The organism is Bradyrhizobium sp. CCGE-LA001 (genome assembly GCF_000296215.2).
Classification (GTDB): Bacteria; Pseudomonadota; Alphaproteobacteria; order Rhizobiales; family Xanthobacteraceae; genus Bradyrhizobium.
Map to the genome: position 1 here is coordinate 5675272 of NZ_CP013949.1, position 24105 is coordinate 5699376.

The following is a 24105-nucleotide window of genomic DNA, read 5'->3' on the forward strand; positions in this document are numbered from 1 at the left end:
CCATGCACCGCTACCGCTTCGGGATCGAGGAAGAATATTTTCTGGTCAATCGCCAATCCGCAGCCCCACGGTCCGAACTGCCCAAGCCTTACATGGCAGCGGCTCAGAAACGCCTCGGAGAACGGCTGACCACCGAAATCCTGCAATCCCAGATCGAGGTGGCGACCCCGCCTCTGGCATCTTCGGCCGATGCGATCGCCGAGCTCGCGCGCTACCGCTCGGTTCTCGCCGAGGTCGGCAAGGAGCACGGGGTCGGCATCATCGCTGCCGGAACGCATCCGCTGGCCCAGCCGCAGCAGCAACGCATGACGCGCAAGCGCCGCTACAGCAAGGTCATCAACGACCTCGGAATGGTCGGCCTCGGCAACCCCATCAGCGGACTGCACGTGCACGTCGAGGTGCCTGAGCCGGACCTGCGCGTCGAGATCATGCACCGCCTGGTGCCCTTCCTGCCACTGCTGCTGGCACTGTCGACCTCCTCGCCATTCTGGTGCGGCTACCCCACGGGATTGCTGGGATACCGCAATGCCGCCAATGACGCCCTGCCCCGCACCGGTTTCCCGGAGATGTTTCGCGACCTTGCCGAATACGAGACCTATGTGAAGACATTGGTCGGCGCCGGCATCGTCCCCAACGCCACTTATGTCTGGTGGGCGCTACGGCCTTCGCTCCAGCATCCCACGCTCGAACTGCGCATCACGGATTGCTGCACGGCCATTGCAGACTCGGTGGGGATCGCCGCGCTGTTCCGCGCGCTGGTCCGGCACGTCATCCACCATCCCGATCTGAACGCCACCTATTCGGCCGTGCACCGCGCGCTGATCGAGGAGAACCGCTGGCGCGCCCAGCGCTATGGAACCGATGGCACCTATATCGATCTCATGTCGTTCGAGCCGATTTCATTTCGCAGCTGGCTCGAGGCGGTGATCGCCATGCTGGCGCCCGATATCGCGCATCTCGGCATCGAGGACGATGTCCAGCATCTCAAGACCATCCCGAAACGCGGCACGTCGGCGCATCTTCAGCTCGAATATTTCCGTGGCCTGCGCAAATTCGGTCGGTCGCCGCGCGAAGCGATCGCTGACGTGACGAAATGGCTGCGGACCTCGACCGAAGCGGGCGACTTCACCGCCCGGGGCGGAGAGCCGAGGGGCGCACCTGCTCGACAGCCCCTGCCGGATCTCGCCTGACGTGCCAGAGGCGGCCGCGTGGAACGAGGTTTCGGCAGCCGACTTAGGTCATCAGAGATAGACATCCGTGGAGACTGACTATGAGCGACAGCGGAGTTGGCATGCTGCTGGGCCACGCCTCGGGGCAAATGCTCTGGCTCTGGTTCATCGGCGCGTTCGTGCTCGGCGGGGCCCTGGTGTACGGGGTGATGAAAGCCGGCCACCTCAGGCGCGGCGAGCGGGCTCGTCTCGACCGCGCGACGGAAGAGCGACAGCGCCAGGAAGACCCTTACAAGCGTCCGACCTGAGCCCGCGCGGTTGCAGTTTGGAACTTTCGTTCTCCGGCGGGCTTTGATCGCCCGAGGATTGAGGAAGGCGACGCCTTCCCGTGTCACCTCAAGAGGAGGACGTATGGCTAAACGAGCGAAGAAACGGACAACCAAGAAGACGGCGGCGCGCCGCCCGCGTCAGGCGCCCAAGATGCTCAGCGACCTGTTTCTGGAGACGCTGAAGGACATCTATTTCGCCGAGAACAAGATCATCAAGACCTTGCCCAAGATGGCCAAGGCCGCGAACTCGAAGGAGCTTGCGGCCGCCTTCAACAAGCATCTGCGCGAGACCCAGGGCCAGGTCAAACGGCTCGACCAGATCTTCAAGATGCTGGGCAAGCCGGCGCGCGGCAAGCCGTGCGAGGCCATCAACGGCATCACGGACGAAGGCGCCGAGATCATGAAGGAGTTCAAGGGAGCCCCCGCCCTCGACGCCGGCCTGCTCGCGGCGGCGCAAGCGGTCGAGCATTACGAAATCTCCCGCTACGGCACACTGCGCACCTGGGCCGAGGAGCTCGGCATGCAGGACGCGGCAAGGCTGCTCCAGGCGACGCTGGACGAGGAAGAAGCCACCGATCACACGCTGACCGAGCTCGCCACGTCCGTGATCAACCTCGAAGCGGAAGACGAGTACCGCGCCGCGGCCTGATGCCGCGTCTCCTTGCCACGACAGAACGCCGCGGCCGATGCCGCGGCGTTTGCTTTTTGAACCGCGCGACGGCGCATGGCACGTCCGCGCACTCGCACTGGATTTCCCGGGAACCAGCCCCATATGCTGACTTTCCCACCGCCGAGCCTCCATCATGCAACCCAAAAATCCCCTCGACTGGATGCTGTCCGAAGCCTTGGACCAGCTGACCCGCGCCGAACGGCTGCGTCACCAGTTCGGCCGCCAGGAAGCCTGCTGGGAGCCGCCGATCGACGTGCTTGAGACCGAGCATGAACTGCTGATTCTGGTTGCACTTCCCGGGGTCAATCCGGACAATGTCGAGACGGTGATCCATGACGGCGTGCTCGTCATCTCCGGCCAGCGCACGCTTCCGCCGGAGCTTCGCAACGCGCGCATCCACCGCCTTGAGCTGCCGCAGGGCCGCTTCGAGCGGCGCATCGCGCTTCCCATCGGCCGTTACGCCATCAGCCGCTTCGTGATGGACGGCTGCGTCGCGCTGCGCCTCGCCAAATCCTGAGGTCGATCATGGCCACCGAACAGATGAATACCGCACAGACCAATTCCCAGAACGGCCCCGACGTGAATATCCCCGAAGACGCCCTGATCATCATTCCCGTGCGCGAGATGGTGCTGTTTCCCGGCGCCATCGCGCCGATCGCGATCGGCCGGCCGAAGTCCATCGCCGCGGCGCAGCAGGCGCTGCGCGAGCAGCGGCCGGTCGGCATCGTCCTGCAGCGCAGCCCCGAGATCGAGGAGCCCGGGCCGGACGACCTCTACCGCGTCGCGACCATCGCCAATATCGTGCGCTACATCACCGCGCCCGACGGCACCCATCACATCGTCTGCCAGGGCGTGCAGCGCTCGCGCCTCCTCGACTTCCTGCCGGGGACGCCGTTCCCGGCCGCGCGCATCCAGCAGATTCCCGAGCCGACCACGACCTCGCCGGAGATCGAGGCCCGCGCGCTGAACCTGCAGCGCCAGGCGATCGAGGCGATCGAGCTGCTGCCGCAGGCACCGCCCGAGCTGGTGGCGATGTTTCAGAACACCAGCGCGCCCGGCGCGCTGGCGGATCTGGCGACCTCGTTCATGGACATCAAGCCGCAGGACAAGCAGGAGGTGCTGGAGACCATCGATCTCGCTCTGCGCGTCGAGAAGGTGTCGAAGCATCTGGCCGAACGGCTGGAGGTGCTGCGCATCTCCAACGAGATCGGCCAGAAGACCAAGGCCTCTTTCGACGAGCGGCAGCGCGAGGCAATCCTGCGCGAGCAGATGGCGACCATCCAGCGCCAGCTAGGCGAAGGCGACGGCAAGGCGGCCGAGGTCGCCGAGCTGACGGCTGCCATCGCCAAGGCCAACATGCCGCCGGAGGCCGACGCGCACGCCAAGAAGGAGCTGCGCCGCTACGAGCGCATGCCGGAGGCTGCCGGCGAGGCCGGCATGGTCCGCACTTATCTCGATTGGCTGATCGAGCTGCCCTGGGCGCTGCCCGAGGAGAAGCCGATCGATATCAAGGAGGCACGCCGCATCCTGGATGCCGACCATTTCGGTCTGGAGAAGATCAAGAGCCGGATTATCGAATATCTGGCGGTGCGCAAGCTCGCCCCACAGGGCAAGGCGCCGATCTTGTGCTTCGTCGGGCCGCCCGGCGTCGGCAAGACCTCGCTCGGACAATCCATCGCTCGCGCGATGGATCGCCCCTTCGTGCGCGTCAGCCTCGGCGGCGTGCACGACGAAGCCGAGATCCGCGGCCACCGGCGTACCTATATCGGCGCCCTGCCCGGCAACATCATCCAGGGCATCAAGAAGGCCGGCGCGCGCAACTGCGTGATGATGCTGGACGAGATCGACAAGATGGGCCGCGGCGTGCAGGGCGATCCCTCCGCCGCGATGCTGGAGGTGCTCGACCCCGAGCAGAACGGGACGTTCCGGGACAATTACCTGGGCGTGCCCTTCGACCTGTCGCGCGTGGTGTTCATCGCGACCGCCAACATGCTGGACCAAATTCCGGGTCCGCTCTTGGACCGCATGGAGCTGATCAGCCTCGCCGGCTACACCGAGGACGAGAAGCTGGAGATCGCCCGGCGCTATCTGGTGCGGCGGCAGCTGGAGGCCAACGGCCTCTCGGCCGAGCAGGCTGAGATCGAGCCGGAGGCGCTGAAGCTGATCGTCAAGGGCTATACCCGCGAGGCCGGCGTGCGCAACCTCGAGCGCGAGATCGGCAAGGTGTTCCGCCATGCCGCGGTGCAGGTCGCCGAAGGCACGGCTGAGAAGGTCGTGGTGACGGCGAAGGACATCGCCACTGTGCTCGGCCAACCACGCTTCGAGGGCGAGATTGCGCTGCGCACCAGCGTTCCCGGCGTTGCCACCGGTCTCGCCTGGACGCCGGTCGGCGGTGACATCCTGTTCATCGAGGCAACGCGCGTGCCCGGCAAGGGCGGCCTGATCCTGACCGGGCAGCTCGGCGACGTCATGCGCGAGAGCGTGCAGGCTGCGCTGACGCTGGTGAAGAGCAAAGCCACGCAGCTCGGTATCGATCCGCAAGCGTTCGAGAAGAGCGACATCCACGTTCACGTGCCGGCGGGAGCAACCCCTAAGGACGGACCGAGCGCGGGCGTCGCCATGTTCACGGCGCTGACGTCCCTGCTCACCAACCGCACGGTGCGCAGCGACACGGCGATGACCGGCGAGATCTCGCTGCGCGGCCTCGTACTGCCGGTCGGCGGCATCAAGGAGAAGGTGGTGGCTGCGGCCGCTGCCGGCTTGAAGCGGGTGATGCTGCCGGCGCGCAACAAGCGGGATTACGACGACATCCCGCAGAGCGCGCGGGACAACCTCGAATTCATCTGGCTGGAGCGCGTCGACGAGGCCATCGCCGCAGCGCTCGAACCTGCCGAGGCCAAGGTCGAGGCAGCGGAGTAATGTGATGACAAAACTGCTGGAAAGAGCGAAGCGATCACGGAAGACGCAGCGGCTGCGCCAGCTGCTCGATCGTGCCATCGACCGGGTGCGCGATCCGCTTGCAGGACCCGAGCCGCGGCTTCAGCCGATCCCGGTCCGGGTGAAGCGCCGCAAGGGTTGAGCCCTCCGTCTCGAGCCCTCGCGGCAGCCCCAAAACAAAAGGCCCCCTCCATGCGAGGGGGCCTTTGCGTTGTTAGCCCACGGCGTCCTTGGCGGCCTTGACCGGGCGGGCGCGGACGATCTTCCGGGCCGGCTTGGCCTTGAACATCATCTCTTCACCCGTGAACGGGTTGGTGCCCTTGCGCGCCTTGGTCGCGGGCTTCTTGATGACCACGAACTTGGCGAAGCCCGGCACCAGGAACAGGCCGTTCTTCTTGAGCTCCTTGTGGCCGACGTCGGTCAGCGTCTCCATGACGCTCTTGACGTCACGCTTGGAAAGCTCGGTGGCAGTCGCAATCTTTTCGATCAACTGCGATTTGGAAAGTTGGGTCGGCATCGTGTCTCCTCTGATTCGTTGCCGGTTGCATATTAGACCAACCGGCGAAGGCCTATAGCCTTCTGCACAGTTTTGTCGCGGTTTTACGGGCTTTTTTGGCCCTCTGTAGCAAAAAACCCTGCTTTTTTAGCTGCTTCCGGAGTGAAAGGAGCCTCAGGCAGCGGTTTTTGCCTTGTTTCAAAGGCCCGCAAGCCACCTTGCTAAAGCTGATTCGAGGCTTTCGACAAGCGACGACCGGCCTCTTTGTGCGAGGCCGGTCGCGATTCACCCTGAAAAATAAGGCTAGAACGTCGTGTTGCGGCGCCTCAACGGCTCTCTCACCCTGTTCTTACGGGCGGCGCGACGAGCTCCGCTCGCGCTAGATGCGCTCGATGATGATGGCCGGCGCCATGCCGCCGGCGGCGCACATGGTGACCAGACCGCGCTTGAGATCGCGCCGTTCGAGCTCGTCGAGCACGGTGCCGATCAGGATCGAGCCGGTGGCGCCGATCGGATGGCCGAGCGCGATCGAGCCGCCGTTGACGTTGACCTTGTCGCGGTCGAGCTTGAGGTCGCGGATATATTTTTCCGCAACTACTGCAAAGGCCTCGTTGATTTCGAACAGGTCGATGTCGTCGATGGAAAGGCCCGCCTTCGCCAGAACCTTGCGCGTCGCCGGCACCGGCGCATTCAGCATCAGCGTGGGCGAGTCCCCCATGTTCGCCATCGCCACCACGCGGGCGCGGGCTTTGAGACCATGTGCCTTGGCGTAGGCGGGCGAGGCCAGCAGGATCGCCGCGGCACCGTCGACGACGCCGGACGAGTTGCCGGCGTGATGCACGAAGTCGATGTCGAGATCCGGATATTTTTGCAGGATCAGGCCGCGATAGGTCGTGCCCTTGTCGTCGAGCGCATAATCGGCGATCGCGGGGAATGCCGGCTTCAGGCTGCTCAAGCCCTCCATCGTGGTCTGCGGCCGCGGATACTCCTCGTGGTCGAGCGCGAGGCTGCCATCCTCGCGGTGGACGGGGACGAGGCTCTTCTTGAAGTGACCGTTCGCCATCGCATGCGCGGCGCGCTTCTGGCTCTCCAGGCCGAGCGCGTCGACATCCTGTCGAATGATGCCTTCGAGCGTCGCGATCGCATCGGCACAGACGCCCTGATGCGACTGCGGATGCCTCGCCCGCAGGCGCAGATTGCCGGAATCCATCATCATCGGACCGCCGCCGCGTCGTCCCTCCATCGACATCATCTCGCAGCCGCCGGCAATGACGAGGTCTTCCGCGCCCGCCATGATCGAGCTTGCGGCCATGTTGACGCTGGTGATGCCGCTTCCGCAGAAGCGGTCGAGCGTCACGGCGCTGGCGCGCACGTCGTAGCCGGCATCGAGCGCCGACATGCGCCCGAGATCGCCGCCTTGGGTGGCGACCTGCGCGCTGCAGCCCCAGACGATGTCGTCGACATCGGCAGTATTGATGCCGGTGCGATCGGCGAGCGCGCGCAGCACGGTTGCACCGAGCTGCTGCGGATGAATGCCCGAGAGTGCTCCCTTGCCGGCCTTGCCGACGCCGCGCGGGGTCCGGCAGGCATCGATGATCAGCGCGTCAGCCATTGGCGTTGTCCTCTTGTTATGAGCGTTGAGGACGTTGTGAATCAGGGGATGAGGGGAGTCAATGCGCGACGATGGCGCCTCTCACCCGAATTTTCCGCTACGCGTAAAATCGGCTACACCCCCGCCGCATTGTTCGCGATCACGTTGCGGTAGAAGCTGGCGCTGAGTTTTGCCGTGCGGACCTGGGTGTCGAAATTGACGTGATAGAGCCCGAAGCGCTTGCTCAGTCCGTACACCCATTCGAAATTGTCCATCAGGCTCCAGAGGAAATAGCCGCGCACCGGTACGCCTTCGGCGGTGGCGCGCTGGAGCTGCGCCAGGTAGTTGCGCAGGTACATGATGCGATCAGTGTCGTAGATCTTGCCGTCGGGCGTGACGACGTCATCGCCGGACGTGCCGTTCTCGCTGATATAAATCGCATCCGTCTTCCAAATCTTGGCCGCGAGCTTCGGCACCCAATAGATCGTCTCGGGGCCGACGCGCAGCCAGTCCGAATTCATGTGCGGGAATGATTTCGGGATCGGCAGCGGCATGAAGCCGGCGCCCTGGTCGGAGGCGACGACGTAGTTCTGCGGCGCGTAGATGTTGAGGCCCAGGAAATCGACCGGCGAGGAGATGATCTTCAACTCCGCATCGGTGTATTTCGGCGCATTGGGCCCGGCGAATTTGAGGAAGGCGTCGGTATACTCGCCTGTCATGATGACGTTGAGATACCCGGCATTCATCTCGCGCAGCGCGATCTCCGCGGCGCGGACGTTCTCCGGCGTGTCGATTGCAGGCGCGCAGGCATCGATGTTCTCGGCCGGTCCCACCCTTGTGCCCGGTCGGCCGTGGGCGCGCACCGCCTGCACTGCGATCCCGTGCGCGAGCGCGCTGTTGTGCCTGATCTGGTTGACCTCGGCTTGCGGCAGCGTCACGCCCGGCGCGTCGATGCCGATGCCGTAACCGAAATAGACGAAGCGGCCGCTCTCGTTCAGCGTGAACACGTTCTTGACCCGGTCGGTCAGATGCTCCGCGATATAGGCTGCATAGTCGCCGAAAATCTTGCAGGTCTCGGTCGAGCGCCAACCGCCGAAACGGTCCTGGAGCGATTGCGGCAGGTCCCAATGATAGAGCGTCAGCCACGGTTCGATGCCGTTCTTCAGGAGCTCGTCGACGAGACGGTTGTAGAAGTCGAGCCCTTTGGGATTGGGCTTGCCGTCGCCATCCGGAAACACCCGCGGCCAAGCCACCGAGAAGCGATAGGCCTTGCAGCCGAGCGCCTTGATGAGCGCGATGTCCTCCTTGTAGCGGTGATAGTGCTCATTGGCGCGATCGCCCGTGGTGCCGTCCTCGATCTTGCCGGGGATGCGCACGAACTTGTCCCAGATCGAGGCCCCTCGCCCGTCTTCGTTGACGGCACCCTCGACCTGATAGGACGAGGTTGCGGTACCCCAGACGAAGCCCGCCGGAAATCCGCTTCCGCCGCGCGGCGGCCGTGCCGGCTTGACCTCAGCCGCCTCAAGCGGATTTGCAATCCCGGCTGCGGACAATCCCGCCAGCGTGGCAAACTGGCGACGCGAGACCTTGTCCGACATTGATGCTGCTCCACTTCTCTTGGTTCGAGGCACGATCGTCAGTTCCAGGGTTCAGAAAGGGCGGATTTAGGGCCGGCCTGATCCGATTGAACCGACTACGACCTGCATCAGCCACGCGGTGCCGGCGTCTCTCATCGCCGCCTTGGTTGCGATGGCCCGGATCGTATCCGGTTTGCGCGTGAAAGGCAGCTCGGCGAACACCAACCCGAAACGACCGGCATGGTGATCCACCAATCGGCGCGGCAATGCTGCGATCAGATCAGACCCGGAAAGCTGGACCAGCGCCATCATGAAATGGGGAACGGTCAAGGCGATGCGGCGCTCGAGGCCGCGCTTGGCCAAGATCTCATCGACGAAGCCGCGCGCCTCACCGCTGAGCGACACCAGCAGGTGCTGTGATTGCGAGAACAAACTGCGGGCCGGCGCTTTTGCCAGGGGATGTCCCTTGCGCATGGCCAGCACGAAATCCTCATCGTACAGCCTGCGCGCCTCGAACCGGGGTGAGACCGTCGGCAGCGGCAGCATTGCGATGTCGAGCTCGAGTCTTTCGAGCATGTCGAGACTTTGCTGCCAGGGCTGTCCGACCGCGCTGCCGCGCGGCGCAGGCATCAGGTGAATCAGGCCGACGTCGATATGGGGCGCCACAGTCGCGATCGATCGCAACAGCTGAGCGGATGTCGAGACCAGGACGGCATCGGGAGCGCCGATCGTGAACCGGCGGCTGCTTTTCGCAGGATCGAACGGTGCAGCCGAGCCGATCAGTTGCTCGATGCGTGCGATGATCTCGGCCACCGGCTCGCCAAGCTCCAAGGCCCGCGCCGTCGGAACGACGCCTTTCGGTGTCCGCAGAAACAGAGGGTCGTTCAGCAACAGGCGGAGCCGGCCCAGCGCATGGCTGACGGCCGACGGCGTCAGGCTAAGCCGCGCGGCTGCCCGCGCGACATGACGTTCCTCCAGAACGACGCGGAAGAGCACAAGGAGATTGAGGTCGATCCTGGATAGATCAATTTGGTTCAGCATATTGCTGAAATCATATCGCTGGATTCATCAAGATCAAGGCTTCATGGATAGGGCACCTTCGCCGTTCGATCAGGAGCCGTGACATGACTGAGACACCGCCGGGAGTGAACAAATGGCCGAACTCGCAGGACACGATGTCGCGGCGTTCGATGATGGCCGCTACGGCTGCAATGCCGCTGACCGTTCAGCTTTCGGCCGATGCGGCCACAGGGAACGACGCGATAGCCGGCCTCATCGAACGCGCCCGCGAGAAGAATGCCGCCTTCATGCGTGGCGACATGGATCGCTGGCTCCAGCTTGTCCGCATCGCGCAAGATTTCACATTGATGCAGCCGTTCGGCGGGCCTGCCAGTCGGGGATTCGACGCCAGCCCCAAGCGTCTGGCCGAACTATCGCAATACTTCAGGGAAGGTGAAACCGAGCTCGAGATTTTGCAAACCTACGCATCGGACGCGCTCGTCGTTCTCGTCTTGATCGAACGCCAGCGGGCCGAGGTGGGTGGATTAGCGGCTCAGGACTGGTCGCTGCGCGTGACCGAAATCTACCGCAAGGATGGCACCGATTGGCAGCTCGTGCACCGTCACGCAGATCCGCTGGTGCGACGCATCACCTTGCAACAAGCGGCGACGCTCGCCCGAGGCTGGCCGGAGGAAAAATGATGTCGCTCGTCTCGCTGGGTCAGCCGGCCAATGGTTGGGGCGTCATCTTCCGCGTGACATTACTCAGCGCGAGCGCTTCGGCAACTTCGGAAGCTTGTCGGGGTTGAACGCCGGCATCTGGCCGGCTCGTTCAGACGCCGGGGACTGCTGCTGCTCCGTCAATATGAGCGTGCCCTGGAGAACCATTCCCGGAACTTGCACGGCCGTCGCCGTGTAGGTCGCGATCCTGCCGGGGCAATTTCCTTCGATGTTCAGCGTGAGCTCATCGTCGTTGCCGAAGACCGTCGCGCGTCCGTCGGTATGACGCCTCGTCGACACGGTGGCGGTGAAGCGGTCTCCGTCGATCTGGCAGGAGCCATGATACGTCATCAGGCTGTCGCGACCCCAGATCTGTCCGTCGGCAACGTGGACGATGCCGGTCCCCTGATCGAGTGGCGTCTTGTACCACGCCGCGTAGGTGCCGTCCTTCAGCATGGGAGCCATCTCCGTTGGTGTTCCCAAGCGGATAATCCGCATCATTAGCGCTAAGAAAGCGTTAATCGCGCGGCCCGTGCCAATCCGGTAAGTCTCGCCGCAGTTCGGCTTCAAGGTCCTCGATGATGCTGTGAAGCAGACACGCGGCGAGCGGATCCGTCACTTCCCGCTCCAGACGCTTGTAACGCGCGATCTGGAATTCCTGCTCTTTCAACTGGCGCTCTGTCATCGGACGGGCCCTCCGACGAACTGACGCGGAGGTAGCCAAGTCGTTTCGTTAAAATTTTCCGATCATTTGCGATGGTTTCTGGTCGGTTAAAGAGGCTGCGCAGCGCCCCGTCCTAGAACGTCACCCGCATGCCCGCATAGAAGGCCCTCGGCCGCGCCGGGCTGAGTGAGCGCGGGTCGGTGAAATCTGCGCCGCCATTGGTGAAGTTGGGCAAGGCATCGCGGTCGAAGAACTGACCATAGGTCACGTAGCGCTTGTCGAACACGTTGTCGACGCGGCCGTAGAGTTGGACGTTCCTGGCGACCTGGTAGGAGGTGTGGAGGTTGAAGACCGTGTAGGAAGGCAGCTTCGCGTACTGGTTCGATTCGTCACCGACAATGTACTGGCTCGAGACGAACAGCGCGTTGCCGCCGACCTTCCACACGTCGGTCACGGCATAGTCGATGCCGACCTTGACGCGGTGGCGCGGGATCGCGGGGATCTGGTTGCCGGGCCTGACCTGGATGGTCTCGGTGGCCGGATCGGCGAACGGGCTTTCCGAGCCGAGTTCGAGCGGATCGACGTAGCGCGCGTCGACGAAGGCGTAGCTCGCCTGGAACTGCAGCGTGGGCGACTTGATGTTAACTTCCGCCTCGAGTCCCTGCCGCCGTGTCCGCCCGACATTCGTGAAATAGCCGAAGCCGGTCCGGCCAACGACCGGCACCGCCATGATGTCGTCGTGATTGGTGGCGCGAAAGCCGCCGACCTTCCATCCCAGCGTGCCGATGTTCAGCTCCGTGGTGCCGCGGAAGCCGGCCTCCACCGTCTTCGAGATCACCTGCTTCAACGGTGGATCGGCAACCAGGAAGGCTGCAATGAGACAAGGCCTGGCTGGATCGGAGCAGCCGAGCTCGAGCGGCGTCGGCACGCGGTTGGCCTCGGAATAGCCGGCATAAGCGGTCAAGCCCGGCGTGATCTTGTAGGTGCCGCCGATGACCGGATTGAAGCGCATGAACGTATGGTCGCCGTTGAGCGCAGTTCCGAGCTGATCTTCCAAGGTGATCCGCGCCGCGTTGAAGCGGCCGCCGCCCGTGATGGCGAAGGCGTCCGTGACGTTGAACGTATCCATCGCGTAGAGGCCGTTATATTGATTGACGGTCCGCAACGAGACGGGGCCGGCGACGGGATTTACCGCAGGAGTTGGTCCGAGGAAAACGCCGCTGCCGCTGACGACGTAGTTCTCTCCCATCGAGCCGATCTCTGAGGAGGCGTTGTAGCGCGTGACGCCGGCGTCATAGGTTGCGCCCACCACGAAGCGGTTGTCATGGCCGAACAATTGATCGATGTTCGTGGCTTGCCCCGACACGCCGAATGTGGACGAACGGATCGAGCCGCGGTCGATCGCACCGAGGATCGTTCCCGGCGCGAAGGGATTGGCGAGCTGCACGCCGCCGGCGCCGTAGGCGGGCGAGGTGTCGTCGCCAAAGCAGAGCAGCGCCGGATTTGCAGCGCACTCCTCCGCGTCGGTCGGATTGCCGTCGACGATGTTCTGCTCGAACCTGCGCACATGGGCGGTGCCTTCAAGCGTCCAGGTCGGCGTGGCGTCGACCTTTCCGGTCAGGTTGAGATAGCCGACGCGGTTGGACGTGGTCTGCGGCGTGGTGTAGGTGGCGCCCCAATATTTCTCCAGCAGCTCGGCCGGGACGGTGGCGCTGGCGCCGAAATTGTTCTTGGCGGCCCCCATGTTGACGTGGAATTCGCTGTCGCCGGCCCGGTAGCCGACATCGCCGTAGAAGCGCCGGACTTCCGATTGCGAGAAGTTGCGGAAGCCGTTGTCGCGCACGCCTTCGAGAGCGCCGTAGACCGCGTAGTTCTGATCGACCTGCTTGCCCCATTGCGCCGAGCCCTGAATGCGGCCGAACGAGCCGCCCATGATGTCGAGCTCCGCGCCCTGATAGGTGAAGCCGTCTTTCATTTGCAGATTGAGGGCGCCGCCCAGCGCGTTGAGGCCGAAGGCTGGATTGTTGGTCACCAGTGTCACCGACCTGATCGCGGCCGTTGGGATCAGGTCCCAATTGACGGCGTCCGAAAACGCTTCGTTGATGCGGACGCCATTCTGGTACACGGCGAGGCCTTGCGGCGTGCCCACCACGGGCGACGCAACGAAGCCGCGGAACTCGATATCGGGCGTGAACGGATTGCCGGTGACCTCGCTGATGTTGACGCCGGGGATGTTGTCGCGCAGCGCATCGGTGATGTTCAGCGAGTTGGTGCGCCTGATCTGGCTGGCATCGACGGCATTGATCGCCGACGGGACCTTGTCGACGTCGAGACCCCGGCCGGTGCCCGGCGACGTCGGGTAGACGTAAAGGCGTGTCCTCGGCGCGGCAGATCCCGGCGCGCCTATGCGCGCCACCGGTCGCGACGGCGCCGCGCGCCGCGTTGCCGGCGGTGGTGCGGTCACCTCGACCGGCGGCAGGTTCTGGACGTTGGTCTCCTCGTCCGGAGCGGCCCCGGCAGGGCCGGCATAGACCAAACCCGAGACCAGCCCGGTCGATACCGAAGCCATCAACAAACGAAACTTGAACGAAAGAACCTTGCCCATCCCCGCCTTCCCATCCGCAACGACCGGCTGTTTTGATTTTTTCGCCGATTTGTCCAGACGAGTTTATTCGGCCGTAATGGGTGCGCCAGCCACAAAAGATCGGGCGGTATCCACACCCGTTTTCCCGATCAGATCGGGAATTTTTCCCGATCGTTTCGGGCGCGATCAGGCCGCCGCCATCGGCACCAGCGCCTCGACCGTCAAGCCGCCGTCCCCGGAAACGACGTTGAGCGTACCGCCCAGGGCCAGAATCCGCTCCCGCATGCCGACAAGGCCGAACCCGAGCTTCTGACCCAGCTCCATGCCGCGGCCATTGTCGCTGACGCGCACCCTCGCGCAAAAGCGGCCGTCGCGTCCGAGCTGCCCTGCGGGCTCGATGACGACATTGACCGAGGTCGCACCGGCGTGGCGGAACACGTTGGTGAGCGCCTCCTGCACGATGCGGTAGATGGTGAGGTCCGCGGTCTCCCCGGTCGTGCCCAGCTCGGGCGAGATCGTGGTCTCGATCGCGACCTCCGGATGCGACTCCCGCCACAGCCGCAGCAGCGATTCCAGCGCCTGACGCAGACCGAGCTCGGCAAGACCGACGGGGCGCAGCCGCTCCAGCACCCGGCGGGTGAACTGCTGGAGCGCGTTGATCTGCTCCAGCAAGGCGCTGCCATGCTTTCGGACCGCTTCGGCACTCGGTTCGCGGCCGTCCGCCAGCTTCGCCAACGCGCTGGCATGAGCGCGCAGCGAGAACAGATACGGCCCGAACTCGTCATGCAGCTCGCGTGCGATCTCCTTGCGCTCGACGTCCTGGAGCGAGACCGCGCGCTCGGCAAGCCTCCGCTTGTCCTCGACCGCCTCGCCTAGCGCCGCCGCCAGATGATTGAGCTTGCCGCAGATCGCGGCAAGCTCGGGGGCGCCGCCCGGCGTGACCCGCGCGTCATAGTGCCCGCCCTCGATCTCGCGCATCGTCTCGGAAAGCGACTGCAGCGGGGCCAGCGCACGGCCGACGACATTCGTCATAAGCAGGAACAGCACCAATGCGACGACCGAGCCCACCTCGAGCTGGGTCACGATGCTGTCCCAGATCTCGGCAATCTCGTCGGTCGGATGCGAGGTAATCACCAGCGAGCCGGGCTTGCCCTGGATCGAGACGGGCACGCTGACCGCGGTCTGCTCGGGGTGAACCAGCCCGACGAACCAGGCCGGCGGCCCGCGCGTGTCGGCATCGGCCCCGGTTCGAGGCGGCGTCAACGGACGGCCGCCGCCGTCATGGAGCGCGATGCTGACGTGGCGCAGGCGGCTGAGATCGCGCGCGATCTGGTTCAGCCTCGCATCCGGATCCGGCGCCTCGTTCAGGTCCGCCACGATCATCTCGATGAACTCGCGCGCGAGCCGGATCACGCTCTGGTCCTCGGCCTGCACGCGCGGCCCCGCCTCTGCGATCTGGCGGCCGATATTGACGGCGAGCCCCAGGGCCAACAGCAACGCCAGCAGCAGGTTGATGCGCCCGCGTAAGGATAGATTTTGCCACATTGGTCTCGCCTGGTGCCCCCGCGAAGGTTTTGCCCGCCTGTCCGATGACGTTGACAGAGACGAAGCGGCGGATATCTAATCGGAAACGTACAGCAATCCCGGCCGGGTTGCATGAGGCGACATGAGGCGCACGCGTCTTGCCTGGTCGGCTTCTTGCGGCGCACAGGTCCGAAGCTGTCGCGGGGAACGCCTATGCGCATTCTGATCGTCGACGATCATCCCATTGTCGCCTCCGGCTGCCGTGCCGTGCTGGCCGACGAAGGCGAGATCGAGATCCTGGAGGCCGCCGACGCCGAAGACGGCGAGTGCGTCTTCATCGTCGAACGCCCCGACCTCTGCATCATCGACATCAACCTGCCGACCGTCTCCGGCTTCGAGCTCGCGCGCCGCATCCTCGAACGCGCGCCCGAGGCCCGCATCATCATGTTCAGCATGAACGACGACCCTGCCTTCGCCGCGCGCGCGATCGAATGCGGCGCCAAGGGCTACGTCTCCAAGACCGGCGACCCCGACGACCTCGTTGAGGCGATCCGCGCCGTCGGCGGCGGCGGCACCTACCTGCCGACCGCGATCGCGCGCAGCATCGCCTTCGCGGGACCTGCACTGGCGCAGAGCCCGCTCTCGAAGCTGAACGCGCGCGAGATGGAGATCCTGCGGCTGCTCAGCGCCGGCAAGAGCCTGTCCGAGATCGCCTGGCTGGTGCAATCGTCCTACAAGACGGTGGCCAACACGTCCTCGATCATGCGCCAGAAGCTCGGGGTGAAGACCTCGGTCGAGCTGGTGCGACTGGCGATCGACAGCGGCGTTGCCTGACGGCGCCACAAATTTCGGTCACACAAGCGTTGCATTGTTGATTGCAGTGAGATGCCACGGAGCTTAAGGGCATGACGATCCAGACTGTCTCGACGAACAAGTCCTATGGCGGCGTGCAGGGCGTCTATCGCCATGCGAGCGCGGCGACCGGAACCGACATGGTGTTCTCGGTCTATGTTCCTCCGCATGCGGACGGCGCCAAGCTGCCCGTGGTCTGGTACCTCTCCGGGCTGACCTGCACGCATGCCAACGTCACCGAGAAGGGCGAATTCCGCAAGGCCTGCGCCGAGCTCGGCCTGATCTTCGTCGCGCCCGATACCTCACCGCGCGGGCCCGACGTACCCGGCGATGCCAACAACGCCTATGATTTCGGCCTGGGTGCCGGGTTCTATGTCGATGCGACGCAGGAGCCGTTTGCGCGCAACTATCGCATGTGGAGCTATGTCACCGACGAGCTGCCGAAGCTGGTGGCGGAGAATTTTCCGGTCGATGCCAAGCGGCAATCGATCATGGGCCACTCCATGGGCGGCCACGGCGCGCTGACGGTGGCGCTGCGCAATCCGCACCGTTTTCGCGCGGCAAGCGCCTTCGCGCCGATCGTGGCGCCCTCGCTCGTGCCCTGGGGCATTAAGGCGCTGAGCGGCTATCTCGGGTCGAACAAGGACGCCTGGCGCAGCCATGACACGGTGGCGCTGATCGAAGACGGGGCGAAATTCTCCGGCTTCCTGGTCGACATCGGCGAGGCCGACAATTTCCTCAAAGAGCAGCTCAAGCCGGAGCTGCTCGAAGCCGCCTGCGCCAAGGCAAGCATCCCCCTGACGCTGCGGCGCCAGGCGGGGTACGACCACAGCTATTATTTCATCTCAACCTTCATGGGCGATCATCTGCATTGGCACGCAGAGAGATTGAAGGGGTAAGCCCCCTATTGCGGCCGCCCGTAATTCGGCGCCAGCAACCGGTTGCGGATGAGATAGCTCATCGTGCGGGTCCAGGCTTCATCGGTGTTGCCGCGCATGTCGGCGCTGGCTGCCGCGACCATGTTGCCGGTCTTCACGTCGCGCAGATAGATGTTCAGGTTGATGATCAGGTTCGAGACCTTCTGCACGAGGCCGGTGATCTCGAGATCGGCGCCGAGTTGCCCTGCGAGCTTGAGGTCGCAGCCGCCGCAGGCCTGCAAGTTCGCGCGACGGGCGGCGTCCCTGACCGGCGCGATGTCGAGCACCTGGAACTTGCCTGACTCTGCCAATTCCTTGCGCAGCTGCTCGCTGATGCGCTCCAGCCGCGCCTCCTCGGGGCGCGAGCCATAGAACTCGCCGGGCAGGCTGGTGTCGATCAGCTCGAAATCGAACACGGCGAGCTTCGGCGGATCGGCGCGCGCGACCGAGCCCGTCAACAGCAATGCTGCGAAACACATCAACGCTCGCATGATCGTGATTCCAATCCTCGTGCGCGCGGGGACGAAATGCGGGGTTGCATGCCCTGGCAAATTGGTCATGCTTGAAGCAGAGACAATTCTCCAGCGGCGGTCAAGCCGCAGAGATCGTCCGGAGGAAACATGATCCGATGGTTGGTCGGCCTGATCGGCTTGGGCGTTGCCGCGACGAGTGCGCTCGCGGCCGACCCCGTCGCGATCGGCGTCGGCTATCTCGGCGTCGCCGGCACCAGATCGACGCTGTCGCTGGTGGAGCAGCCCGCGGAGAATGACGGCGTCGCCGGCGCCCGCCTTGCCATCGAGGACAACAACACCACCGGGAAATTCCTCAATCAGCGCTTTGCGCTGGAGGAGCGTCGCATCAAAGAAGGCGAGGATCCGGTCCAGGCCGCAACCGCCCTCGCCGACAAGAACGGCTTCATCATCGCCGACCTGCCGGCCGACGCGCTGCTGAAAATCTCGGACGCGCTGCGCGATCGCGGTACGTTGCTGTTCAACGTCGGCGCAATCGACGAGCGGCTGCGCGAGGCCGATTGCCGCGCCAACGTCATCCATACCGCGCCCACCCGCGCGATGCTGGCGGACGCGCTCGGTCAGTATCTGGTGTGGAAGAAATGGTCGCGCTGGCTGCTCGTGGTCGGCTCGCATGACGAGGACAAGTTGTTCGCCGAGGCCCTGAGGCGCACCGCGACGCGCTTCGGCGCCAAGATCGTGCAGGAGCGTAGCTTCGAGGACAAAGGCGGCGCCCGCCGCACGGATTCCGGCGTCACGCTGATCCAGCGCCAGATGCCTGTCTTCACGCAACAGGCGCCGGCCTATGACGTACTGGTCGCGGCCGACGAGAGCGAGGTGTTCGGCGCCTACCTGCCCTATCGCACCTGGGATCCTCGCCCCATCGCGGGCTCGGCCGGCCTCGTGCCGCGCAGCTGGGACGCGGCGCAGGACCAATGGGGCGCCCTCCAGATTCAGAACCGCTTCGTCAAGCTGAACGCGAGGCGCATGACCGCGCTCGACATGCAGGCCTGGACGGCGGTGCGCATGATCGGCGAAGCCACCTCCCGCACCAATTCCGGGGACGTCAAGAAGGTCACCGATTTCATCAAGGGCCCGGATTTCTCGGTCGCCGCCTTCAAGGGGACACGGCTGACCTTGCGCGACTGGAATCTGCAGCTGCGCCAGCCGATCCTGCTGGTCGACGGCCGCATGGTGGTGTCGGTGTCGCCGCAGGAGGGTTTCCTGCACCAGGTCTCCGAGCTCGACACGCTCGGCTACGATCGTCCGGAAAGCAAATGCAAGCTGAAATGAGGATGCAGATGTCGCGCATGTGGCGTGTTGGGCTTCTCTCCGCACTGGTGCTGGCGGCCGCGCCCGCGCACGCGTTCATCGCCTATGTCTCGAACGAGAAGAGCAACACGGTGTCGGTGATCGACACCGACAGCTGGACGGTGACCAAGACCATCAAGGTGGGCCAGCGCCCGCGCGGAATCGATTTCACGCGCGACGGCAAGTTCGTCATGGTCGCGGTCGGCGACGACGACACCATCCAGGTGATCGATGCCAAGACGCAGACCGTGGTGGACAGCCTGCCGTCCGGTCCCGATCCGGAGTTGTTCGCACAGGACGCCGCCGGCAAGATCCTCTATGTCGCCAACGAGAACGACAACACGGTGACCGTGATCGACCTCGAGAAGCGCGCACGCCTCGGCGACATCCAGGTCGGCGTCGAGCCCGAGGGCATGACCATCAGCCCCGACGGCAAGACGCTGATCAACACGTCCGAGACGACCAACATGGCGCATTTCATCGACACGGCCACGCGCCAGATCGTCGCCAACGTGCTGGTCGATGCGCGCCCGCGCTTTGCCGAGTTCAAGCATGATTCTTCCGAAGTGTGGGTGTCCTCGGAGATCGGCGGGACCGTCTCGATCATCGACCCCAGGAAACACGAGGTGATCGGCAAGGTCACGTTCGAGATCCCGGGCCTACGGAAAGAGGCGATCCAGCCGGTCGGGATCGGCATGACCAAGGACGACAAGACCGCCTTCGTCGCGCTCGGCCCGGCCAATCGCATCGCCGTGGTCGACGTCGCCACGCGCAAGGTGACGAAATATCTTCTGGTCGGTCAGCGGGTCTGGCACGTGGCGTTCACGCCGGACGAGAAATATCTGCTCACCACCAACGGCGTGTCGAACGACGTCTCCGTCATCGACGTCGCCGCGCAAAAGGTGATCAAGACCATCCAGGTCGGCGAACTGCCCTGGGGCGTCGCGATCGCGCCATGACGATGCCTGCCCCGACCGCTGAACCGCGCGAGACGCCGGGGCCGGACGCGGCCACGGTGCCGGCGCTGTCGATCGACAGCGTCAGCCATGCTTACGTCCCGCGGCGGGCGCTGACCGACGTCTCCTTCCGCGTGCTACCGGCGAGCTTCACGGCACTGCTGGGCCTTAACGGTGCCGGCAAGAGCACGCTGTTCTCGCTGATCACGCGCCTATTCGGCATCCAATCGGGGCGTGTCGGCATCTTCGGGCACGACATCAGCAAAAGCCCCGGCGAGGCGCTGCGGCTGTTAGGGGTCGTGTTCCAGCCGCGCACGCTCGATCTCGATCTCTCGCTGACGCAGAACCTGCTCTATCACGCAGCCCTCCACGGCATCAGCCGGCGCGAGGCGGCCGCGCGCAGCGCCGAGCTGCTCGGGCGCATCGGCCTTGCCGAGCGCTCGGGCAGCAAGGTGCGCGACCTCTCCGGCGGACAGATGCGGCGGCTGGAGATCGCCCGCGCACTGCTGCACCGGCCGCGGCTGCTGTTGCTGGACGAGCCGACCGTCGGCCTTGACGTCAAGGCGCGCGCCGACATCATCAGCCATGTCCGCCAGCTCGTCACTGAACAAGGCATCGGCGTGCTCTGGGCCACGCATCTGTTCGACGAGATCCTGCCCGGTGACGACCTCGTCGTGCTGCACCAGGGCAAGGTGCTGGCGCAGGGACCGATGAGCCAGGTCGTTACGGAAGCCGGCGCGCAGGACGTCAACACCGCTTTCATGCGCCTGACCGGCGCGCAAACCATGCCGGGAGGCAACGCATGAGCAGCATCGCCACCCGCGAGGCGCCGCGCGGCTTCTCATTCGCCGAGTACATGACCTGCCTCACCGGCATCGTCTGGCGCGAGGGCCTGCGCTTCCTGCATCAACGCGAGCGCTTCGTCTCGGCGCTGGTGCGGCCTCTGGTGTGGCTGTTCATCTTCGCCGCGGGATTCCGCCAGGTGCTCGGCATCTCCATCATCCCGCCTTACGAGACCTACATCCTGTACGAGGTCTATATCGCGCCCGGCTTGATGGCGATGATCCAGCTCTTCAACGGCATGCAGTCCTCGCTCTCGATGGTCTATGACCGCGAGATGGGCAATATGCGCACGCTGCTGGTGAGCCCGCTGCCGCGCGGGTTCCTGCTGTTCTGCAAGCTGCTCGCGGGCACGGCCGTATCGCTGCTCCAGGTTTATGCGTTCCTCCTGATCGCCTGGTTCTGGGACATCACCCCACCGCCGTCGGGTTACCTCACCGTGCTGCCGGCGCTGATCCTGTCCGGACTGATGCTGGGCTCGCTCGGCATGCTGATATCCTCCGGCATCAAGCAGCTGGAGAACTTCGCCGGCGTGATGAATTTCGTCATTTTCCCGATGTTCTTCGCCTCCTCCGCACTATATCCGCTCTGGCGGGTCCAGGAGGGCAGCCCCTATCTGTACTATCTCTGCGAGGTCAATCCGTTCACCCACGCGGTCGAGCTGATCCGCTTCGCGCTGTACGGACAGATCAACTGGATCTCACTGTCAGTAGTCGCGATCTGCACAATCGCCTTCATGATCGGTGCGATTTTCGCCTATGATCCGTCGCGTGGGCTGGCGCGACGCGGACCGGCGGGAGGCGAAGGATGAAGGCTTGGATTTTGGCTGCCATCGCAATTGCGCTGTCGGGCGCGGCTGCCCGCGCGGCTGATCCGCGCTATCCGGACTGGCCCTGCACCCAGGCGAAGGTGCCGGAGATTTCGCTTTCGGCCGTCTGGGCCGGGCCGGCGCTCGACGACGTCCAGAACAAGTGGAAGGACGACGCCAAGGTCAGCGCACTGGTCGCAAAGCTGTCGGCGCGCAAGACGCCGCTGGACGAGGCCGAGAAATCGGTGAAGGAGTTTCTCGCCGCCTCCGCCTCGGACAAGTCCGCCAACGCAAAACTGCTGTTTGCCGGCCTGTTCGACACGCTCAACGCCCAGCGCTCCCAGGTCATGAGCGGGCTCGAACGCGTCAGCCGCAAGCAACGCGAGGCCGCCGACAAGATCCGCGAGGAGACACTTGCGCTTCAGGCGCTCCAGGGCGCAACGCCGCGCGATGAGGCCAAGGTCGAGGCCCTCAGCAACGAGCTGATCTGGAAGACGCGCATTTTCGAGGATCGTCACAAAGTGGTGCGATTCGTCTGCGAGGTTCCGACCACGATCGACCAGCGCCTGTTCGCGCTCGGGCGCGTGATCCAGCAGGAAATGGAATAGCGTCAGCCTCACTGACGCCTCCGGAAAGTTCCCGCGATATCAGCGCGATCGTTAACCTTTCGCCGCGCCATCCGGCGGAACCAAATCGCTCCGGGATGTCTTGTCGAAGTCAACCCAAGACATCCAACCTCGGGAGGCCTTGATGGGAACAACGAAATTCATCCTCGGGAGCGCTGCGGTCGTCACCATGCTGACATCCAGCGCCTTTGCCGAAGACATGACCGGAATGATCACGCGGATCGATCGGCTCAACGGCACCATCTCGATCCAGCAAACGCAGAAAGGCACGGTCGGCGCCAGCACAGGCAACGCCGGCGCGCTCCAGGAATACAAGGCGAAGGACGCGGCAATGCTGGACGCCGTCCATGCCGGCGACAGGGTGAGCTATACGGCCACCGAGACGAACGGCACGGGTACGCTGACGAAGTTGCAGAAGCAAAAATAGCTGCCTGCTTCCGGGGAGAGGCAGGCACTGCATCCAATCTTACTGGTCCGGGCGCGGTTCCGGCTGCGCGTCCTCGACGGGCAGCTTCGCACCCTCCCACCCGTCGGTGCCGTCACGATACCAGGCGATGTTGGAATATCCATACGCCATCGCACGTTTGGCCGCGTTCCAGGACATCCAGCAATCGGCGAGGCAATAGATCACGAGCAGTGCAGTCTTGTCGCCGTGCGAGGCGCGGGCGAGGCCGCGCTGGAGATAGTCGTCCATGGCCGGCGGCAGCATGCCGTAGCCGGTATCGGGCAGCCAGATGCTGCCCGGAATGTTCCTCCGCGGCGCATCGCGCCAGACGGTGCCTTCGGGAAGGTTCTTCGGCTTCGGCGGCCGCGGCATTACGTCGACGAAGGCCCCGCTCTTCGCGCGCCATATCTCCTCGGCCTCCGCCGTCGACAACACGCGTGCGCCGGCAAGTGCCGCCGGCACCGGTGCGCGGTATTGGTCGGTGCGATAGCCCTCGGGCTCGAACGGCTCCTGCTGCTGCGCCGATCCCTGCCCTGCCAGAATGGCAGCAAGCAGCGCAACGGCAAGATGCGGCCTCATGGCGTCTTCTTGACCGTCTCCGCACCGAGCGGCCGGTTGCTCTCGTCGAGCAGCGGGACGCCGAAGTCGAGCAGGATCTTGTTGATCTCGCCCTGGTTCTCCTGAATCAGCTTGTTCAACTGCCGCTTCCAGTTCTGGTCGGCGGGACGCACGCCCATGCCGATGCGATAGACCAGCTTCGGTCCGGTGGTCTCCTTCACCAGCGGCGTGACATGGAACGACGCGCCGGCCTTTTTGGCGTAGTAGCCGGCCATCGGGCCCCACAGCACGCCGGCATCGATCTTGCCGGCGCTGAGATCGTCGATCATCGCCTGCGCCGAATTGTCGAAGCGCGTGTCGATCATCAGCTGATAGGGCTTTGCATCACCCATCAAGCCGGCCAGCGCCATGTTGGTTGCCGGCGGCGTACCGGCGACGATGCCGACATGCTTGCCCTTCAATTTGGGATCCTCGAGCGTCTCGACGTCCTCAAGCCCGCTGCCGGCCTTGGCGACCAGCGCATAGCTCGTGCGGTAATAAGGATTGGTGCCCTGCACGAGATCGTCGCCCTGCGGAAAGCCCATGATGACGTCGCAGCGATGCGCACCCAGCGTCATGCGCACGAACCCGGCGGCCTGCGGAAAGAAAACGTAATCGAGCTTTTTCTGGAGCTTCTCCGCCAGGAATTCGGCCAGCTTGTTCTCGAAGCCTTCGCCCTTCTCGTTGGAAAACGGCAGGTTGCGCGGATCGGCACAGACGCGCAGCACCTTGGGATCGACCAGTTCGAAGGAGAGGTCGCCGGTCTCGCTCGTCTGCGCGACGGCGGCATCGCCGACCACGCAGGATGCAACCAGGACCCACAGTGAAAACAACCAGCGACGATGTCGTCCGGTCTCCGTCATCGCGCTTCCTCCTCGCTTTGTTTGAATGTTATCCATGCAACGCATGACGCGCCATGTTTTGCCAATTGGTGTTGGCTTTCTTGTTGCAGTGCAGTGGGCCAAATCCGTTCAACTGAGGCAGA

General features: G+C 64.4%; 26 protein-coding genes. 15 read left to right on the top strand and 11 right to left on the bottom strand.

Features of this window, described 5'->3' with window-relative positions; genetic code table 11:
* Nucleotides 1–2 precede the first annotated feature (2 nt).
* The 6 genes from BCCGELA001_RS26555 (at nucleotide 3) to BCCGELA001_RS38495 (ending at nucleotide 5247) form a co-directional block, all read left to right on the top strand.
* On the top strand, nucleotides 3–1190 hold the full coding sequence (locus tag BCCGELA001_RS26555; RefSeq protein WP_008562597.1) for a carboxylate-amine ligase: 1188 nt from the start codon (nucleotides 3–5) through the stop codon (nucleotides 1188–1190).
* Between the two features lie 80 nt (nucleotides 1191–1270).
* Nucleotides 1271–1477, top strand: a complete 207-nt coding sequence (locus BCCGELA001_RS26560; RefSeq protein WP_008562594.1) for a hypothetical protein — start codon at nucleotides 1271–1273, stop codon at nucleotides 1475–1477.
* A gap of 103 nt (nucleotides 1478–1580) precedes the next feature.
* Nucleotides 1581–2147, top strand: coding sequence for a YciE/YciF ferroxidase family protein (locus tag BCCGELA001_RS26565; protein WP_060736673.1), 567 nt, complete (start codon nucleotides 1581–1583; stop codon nucleotides 2145–2147).
* A gap of 154 nt (nucleotides 2148–2301) precedes the next feature.
* Entirely contained in the window at nucleotides 2302–2685 is a 384-nt protein-coding gene (locus tag BCCGELA001_RS26570) for an Hsp20/alpha crystallin family protein (protein ID WP_060736674.1), read from the top strand.
* Nucleotides 2686–2693: 8 nt separating this feature from the next.
* Nucleotides 2694–5087, top strand: coding sequence for an endopeptidase La (gene lon / locus BCCGELA001_RS26575; RefSeq protein ID WP_060736675.1), 2394 nt, complete (start codon nucleotides 2694–2696; stop codon nucleotides 5085–5087).
* A 4-nt stretch (nucleotides 5088–5091) separates the two neighbouring features.
* The gene (locus tag BCCGELA001_RS38495; protein WP_193409740.1) at nucleotides 5092–5247 is read left to right on the top strand and encodes a hypothetical protein; all 156 of its coding nucleotides are present in this window, start codon (nucleotides 5092–5094) and stop codon (nucleotides 5245–5247) included.
* Between the two features lie 72 nt (nucleotides 5248–5319).
* Here the strand turns inward: BCCGELA001_RS38495 and BCCGELA001_RS26580 are convergent, their stop codons facing one another.
* From BCCGELA001_RS26580 to BCCGELA001_RS26595, 4 genes are all read right to left on the bottom strand, one after another.
* Nucleotides 5320–5622: an HU family DNA-binding protein gene (locus tag BCCGELA001_RS26580; protein ID WP_060736676.1), complete on the bottom strand. Its 303-nt coding sequence runs from the start codon at nucleotides 5620–5622 to the stop codon at nucleotides 5320–5322.
* A 358-nt stretch (nucleotides 5623–5980) separates the two neighbouring features.
* Nucleotides 5981–7213 (bottom strand): acetyl-CoA C-acetyltransferase, encoded by a 1233-nt coding sequence (locus tag BCCGELA001_RS26585; RefSeq protein ID WP_060736677.1) that lies wholly within the window; start codon nucleotides 7211–7213, stop codon nucleotides 5981–5983.
* Nucleotides 7214–7326: 113 nt separating this feature from the next.
* Entirely contained in the window at nucleotides 7327–8790 is a 1464-nt protein-coding gene (locus tag BCCGELA001_RS26590; protein ID WP_008562573.1) for a GH1 family beta-glucosidase, read from the bottom strand.
* A 66-nt stretch (nucleotides 8791–8856) separates the two neighbouring features.
* Nucleotides 8857–9765, bottom strand: a complete 909-nt coding sequence (locus tag BCCGELA001_RS26595) for a LysR family transcriptional regulator (protein ID WP_335339427.1) — start codon at nucleotides 9763–9765, stop codon at nucleotides 8857–8859.
* Nucleotides 9766–9893: 128 nt separating this feature from the next.
* Between BCCGELA001_RS26595 and BCCGELA001_RS26600 the strand changes: the two genes are divergently transcribed.
* Nucleotides 9894–10469 (top strand): YybH family protein, encoded by a 576-nt coding sequence (locus BCCGELA001_RS26600; RefSeq protein ID WP_008562568.1) that lies wholly within the window; start codon nucleotides 9894–9896, stop codon nucleotides 10467–10469.
* A 63-nt stretch (nucleotides 10470–10532) separates the two neighbouring features.
* Here BCCGELA001_RS26600 and BCCGELA001_RS26605 read toward each other — a convergent pair whose 3' ends face one another.
* From BCCGELA001_RS26605 to BCCGELA001_RS26615, 4 genes are all read right to left on the bottom strand, one after another.
* Complete coding sequence (locus BCCGELA001_RS26605; protein ID WP_060736678.1) at nucleotides 10533–10943, bottom strand: hypothetical protein; 411 nt, start codon at nucleotides 10941–10943, stop codon at nucleotides 10533–10535.
* Between the two features lie 61 nt (nucleotides 10944–11004).
* Nucleotides 11005–11172 (bottom strand): hypothetical protein, encoded by a 168-nt coding sequence (locus BCCGELA001_RS38500; protein WP_008562564.1) that lies wholly within the window; start codon nucleotides 11170–11172, stop codon nucleotides 11005–11007.
* A 112-nt stretch (nucleotides 11173–11284) separates the two neighbouring features.
* The gene (locus BCCGELA001_RS26610; protein WP_060736679.1) at nucleotides 11285–13756 is read right to left on the bottom strand and encodes a TonB-dependent receptor; all 2472 of its coding nucleotides are present in this window, start codon (nucleotides 13754–13756) and stop codon (nucleotides 11285–11287) included.
* Between the two features lie 165 nt (nucleotides 13757–13921).
* Complete coding sequence (locus BCCGELA001_RS26615; protein ID WP_060736680.1) at nucleotides 13922–15280, bottom strand: histidine kinase; 1359 nt, start codon at nucleotides 15278–15280, stop codon at nucleotides 13922–13924.
* Nucleotides 15281–15472: 192 nt separating this feature from the next.
* Between BCCGELA001_RS26615 and BCCGELA001_RS26620 the strand changes: the two genes are divergently transcribed.
* Nucleotides 15473–16093 (top strand): response regulator, encoded by a 621-nt coding sequence (locus BCCGELA001_RS26620; RefSeq protein ID WP_008562541.1) that lies wholly within the window; start codon nucleotides 15473–15475, stop codon nucleotides 16091–16093.
* 71 nt (nucleotides 16094–16164) lie between these two features.
* Entirely contained in the window at nucleotides 16165–17010 is an 846-nt protein-coding gene (gene fghA, locus BCCGELA001_RS26625) for an S-formylglutathione hydrolase (RefSeq protein ID WP_008562539.1), read from the top strand.
* Nucleotides 17011–17015: 5 nt separating this feature from the next.
* Here fghA and BCCGELA001_RS26630 read toward each other — a convergent pair whose 3' ends face one another.
* Nucleotides 17016–17588: a DUF3280 domain-containing protein gene (locus tag BCCGELA001_RS26630; RefSeq protein WP_144441480.1), complete on the bottom strand. Its 573-nt coding sequence runs from the start codon at nucleotides 17586–17588 to the stop codon at nucleotides 17016–17018.
* A gap of 60 nt (nucleotides 17589–17648) precedes the next feature.
* Here BCCGELA001_RS26630 and BCCGELA001_RS26635 point away from each other — a divergent pair, with 60 nt between their 5' ends.
* From BCCGELA001_RS26635 to BCCGELA001_RS26660, 6 genes are all read left to right on the top strand, one after another.
* Nucleotides 17649–18830, top strand: a complete 1182-nt coding sequence (locus tag BCCGELA001_RS26635) for an ABC transporter substrate-binding protein (protein ID WP_060736681.1) — start codon at nucleotides 17649–17651, stop codon at nucleotides 18828–18830.
* A gap of 8 nt (nucleotides 18831–18838) precedes the next feature.
* A complete protein-coding gene (locus tag BCCGELA001_RS26640; RefSeq protein ID WP_060737851.1) occupies nucleotides 18839–19807 on the top strand; it encodes a YVTN family beta-propeller repeat protein in 969 nt (322 codons plus the stop codon).
* A complete protein-coding gene (locus BCCGELA001_RS26645; protein WP_008562521.1) occupies nucleotides 19804–20610 on the top strand; it encodes an ABC transporter ATP-binding protein in 807 nt (268 codons plus the stop codon). The genes BCCGELA001_RS26640 and BCCGELA001_RS26645 overlap by 4 nt, the downstream gene beginning before the upstream one ends.
* Complete coding sequence (locus BCCGELA001_RS26650; protein WP_008562518.1) at nucleotides 20607–21455, top strand: ABC transporter permease; 849 nt, start codon at nucleotides 20607–20609, stop codon at nucleotides 21453–21455. Before BCCGELA001_RS26645 ends, BCCGELA001_RS26650 begins: the two co-directional genes overlap by 4 nt.
* Complete coding sequence (locus BCCGELA001_RS26655) at nucleotides 21452–22060, top strand: hypothetical protein (protein ID WP_008562515.1); 609 nt, start codon at nucleotides 21452–21454, stop codon at nucleotides 22058–22060. Before BCCGELA001_RS26650 ends, BCCGELA001_RS26655 begins: the two co-directional genes overlap by 4 nt.
* 142 nt (nucleotides 22061–22202) lie before the next feature.
* Nucleotides 22203–22505 (top strand): copper-binding protein, encoded by a 303-nt coding sequence (locus tag BCCGELA001_RS26660; RefSeq protein ID WP_008562514.1) that lies wholly within the window; start codon nucleotides 22203–22205, stop codon nucleotides 22503–22505.
* 39 nt (nucleotides 22506–22544) lie between these two features.
* Here the strand turns inward: BCCGELA001_RS26660 and BCCGELA001_RS26665 are convergent, their stop codons facing one another.
* Entirely contained in the window at nucleotides 22545–23102 is a 558-nt protein-coding gene (locus BCCGELA001_RS26665) for a PQQ-dependent catabolism-associated CXXCW motif protein (RefSeq protein WP_060736682.1), read from the bottom strand.
* The gene (locus BCCGELA001_RS26670) at nucleotides 23099–23983 is read right to left on the bottom strand and encodes a substrate-binding domain-containing protein (protein WP_060736683.1); all 885 of its coding nucleotides are present in this window, start codon (nucleotides 23981–23983) and stop codon (nucleotides 23099–23101) included. Before BCCGELA001_RS26670 ends, BCCGELA001_RS26665 begins: the two co-directional genes overlap by 4 nt.
* Between the last annotated feature and the right edge of the window lie 122 nt (nucleotides 23984–24105).

Bases quoted from the DNA above. Each gene is read 5' to 3' on its own strand.
- BCCGELA001_RS26555 (WP_008562597.1), top strand. From the start codon at position 3: ATGCACCGCTACCGCTTCGGGATCGAGGAAGAATATTTTCTGGTCAAT.
- BCCGELA001_RS26560 (WP_008562594.1), top strand. From the start codon at position 1,271: ATGAGCGACAGCGGAGTTGGCATGCTGCTGGGCCACGCCTCGGGGCAA.
- BCCGELA001_RS26565 (WP_060736673.1), top strand. From the start codon at position 1,581: ATGGCTAAACGAGCGAAGAAACGGACAACCAAGAAGACGGCGGCGCGC.
- BCCGELA001_RS26570 (WP_060736674.1), top strand. From the start codon at position 2,302: ATGCAACCCAAAAATCCCCTCGACTGGATGCTGTCCGAAGCCTTGGAC.
- lon (WP_060736675.1), top strand. From the start codon at position 2,694: ATGGCCACCGAACAGATGAATACCGCACAGACCAATTCCCAGAACGGC.
- BCCGELA001_RS38495 (WP_193409740.1), top strand. From the start codon at position 5,092: ATGACAAAACTGCTGGAAAGAGCGAAGCGATCACGGAAGACGCAGCGG.
- BCCGELA001_RS26580 (WP_060736676.1), bottom strand. From the start codon at position 5,622: ATGCCGACCCAACTTTCCAAATCGCAGTTGATCGAAAAGATTGCGACT.
- BCCGELA001_RS26585 (WP_060736677.1), bottom strand. From the start codon at position 7,213: ATGGCTGACGCGCTGATCATCGATGCCTGCCGGACCCCGCGCGGCGTC.
- BCCGELA001_RS26590 (WP_008562573.1), bottom strand. From the start codon at position 8,790: ATGTCGGACAAGGTCTCGCGTCGCCAGTTTGCCACGCTGGCGGGATTG.
- BCCGELA001_RS26600 (WP_008562568.1), top strand. From the start codon at position 9,894: ATGACTGAGACACCGCCGGGAGTGAACAAATGGCCGAACTCGCAGGAC.
- BCCGELA001_RS26605 (WP_060736678.1), bottom strand. From the start codon at position 10,943: ATGCTGAAGGACGGCACCTACGCGGCGTGGTACAAGACGCCACTCGAT.
- BCCGELA001_RS38500 (WP_008562564.1), bottom strand. From the start codon at position 11,172: ATGACAGAGCGCCAGTTGAAAGAGCAGGAATTCCAGATCGCGCGTTAC.
- BCCGELA001_RS26610 (WP_060736679.1), bottom strand. From the start codon at position 13,756: ATGGGCAAGGTTCTTTCGTTCAAGTTTCGTTTGTTGATGGCTTCGGTA.
- BCCGELA001_RS26615 (WP_060736680.1), bottom strand. From the start codon at position 15,280: ATGTGGCAAAATCTATCCTTACGCGGGCGCATCAACCTGCTGCTGGCG.
- BCCGELA001_RS26620 (WP_008562541.1), top strand. From the start codon at position 15,473: ATGCGCATTCTGATCGTCGACGATCATCCCATTGTCGCCTCCGGCTGC.
- fghA (WP_008562539.1), top strand. From the start codon at position 16,165: ATGACGATCCAGACTGTCTCGACGAACAAGTCCTATGGCGGCGTGCAG.
- BCCGELA001_RS26630 (WP_144441480.1), bottom strand. From the start codon at position 17,588: ATGACCAATTTGCCAGGGCATGCAACCCCGCATTTCGTCCCCGCGCGC.
- BCCGELA001_RS26635 (WP_060736681.1), top strand. From the start codon at position 17,649: ATGATCCGATGGTTGGTCGGCCTGATCGGCTTGGGCGTTGCCGCGACG.
- BCCGELA001_RS26640 (WP_060737851.1), top strand. From the start codon at position 18,839: ATGTCGCGCATGTGGCGTGTTGGGCTTCTCTCCGCACTGGTGCTGGCG.
- BCCGELA001_RS26645 (WP_008562521.1), top strand. From the start codon at position 19,804: ATGACGATGCCTGCCCCGACCGCTGAACCGCGCGAGACGCCGGGGCCG.
- BCCGELA001_RS26650 (WP_008562518.1), top strand. From the start codon at position 20,607: ATGAGCAGCATCGCCACCCGCGAGGCGCCGCGCGGCTTCTCATTCGCC.
- BCCGELA001_RS26655 (WP_008562515.1), top strand. From the start codon at position 21,452: ATGAAGGCTTGGATTTTGGCTGCCATCGCAATTGCGCTGTCGGGCGCG.
- BCCGELA001_RS26660 (WP_008562514.1), top strand. From the start codon at position 22,203: ATGGGAACAACGAAATTCATCCTCGGGAGCGCTGCGGTCGTCACCATG.
- BCCGELA001_RS26665 (WP_060736682.1), bottom strand. From the start codon at position 23,102: ATGAGGCCGCATCTTGCCGTTGCGCTGCTTGCTGCCATTCTGGCAGGG.
- BCCGELA001_RS26670 (WP_060736683.1), bottom strand. From the start codon at position 23,983: ATGACGGAGACCGGACGACATCGTCGCTGGTTGTTTTCACTGTGGGTC.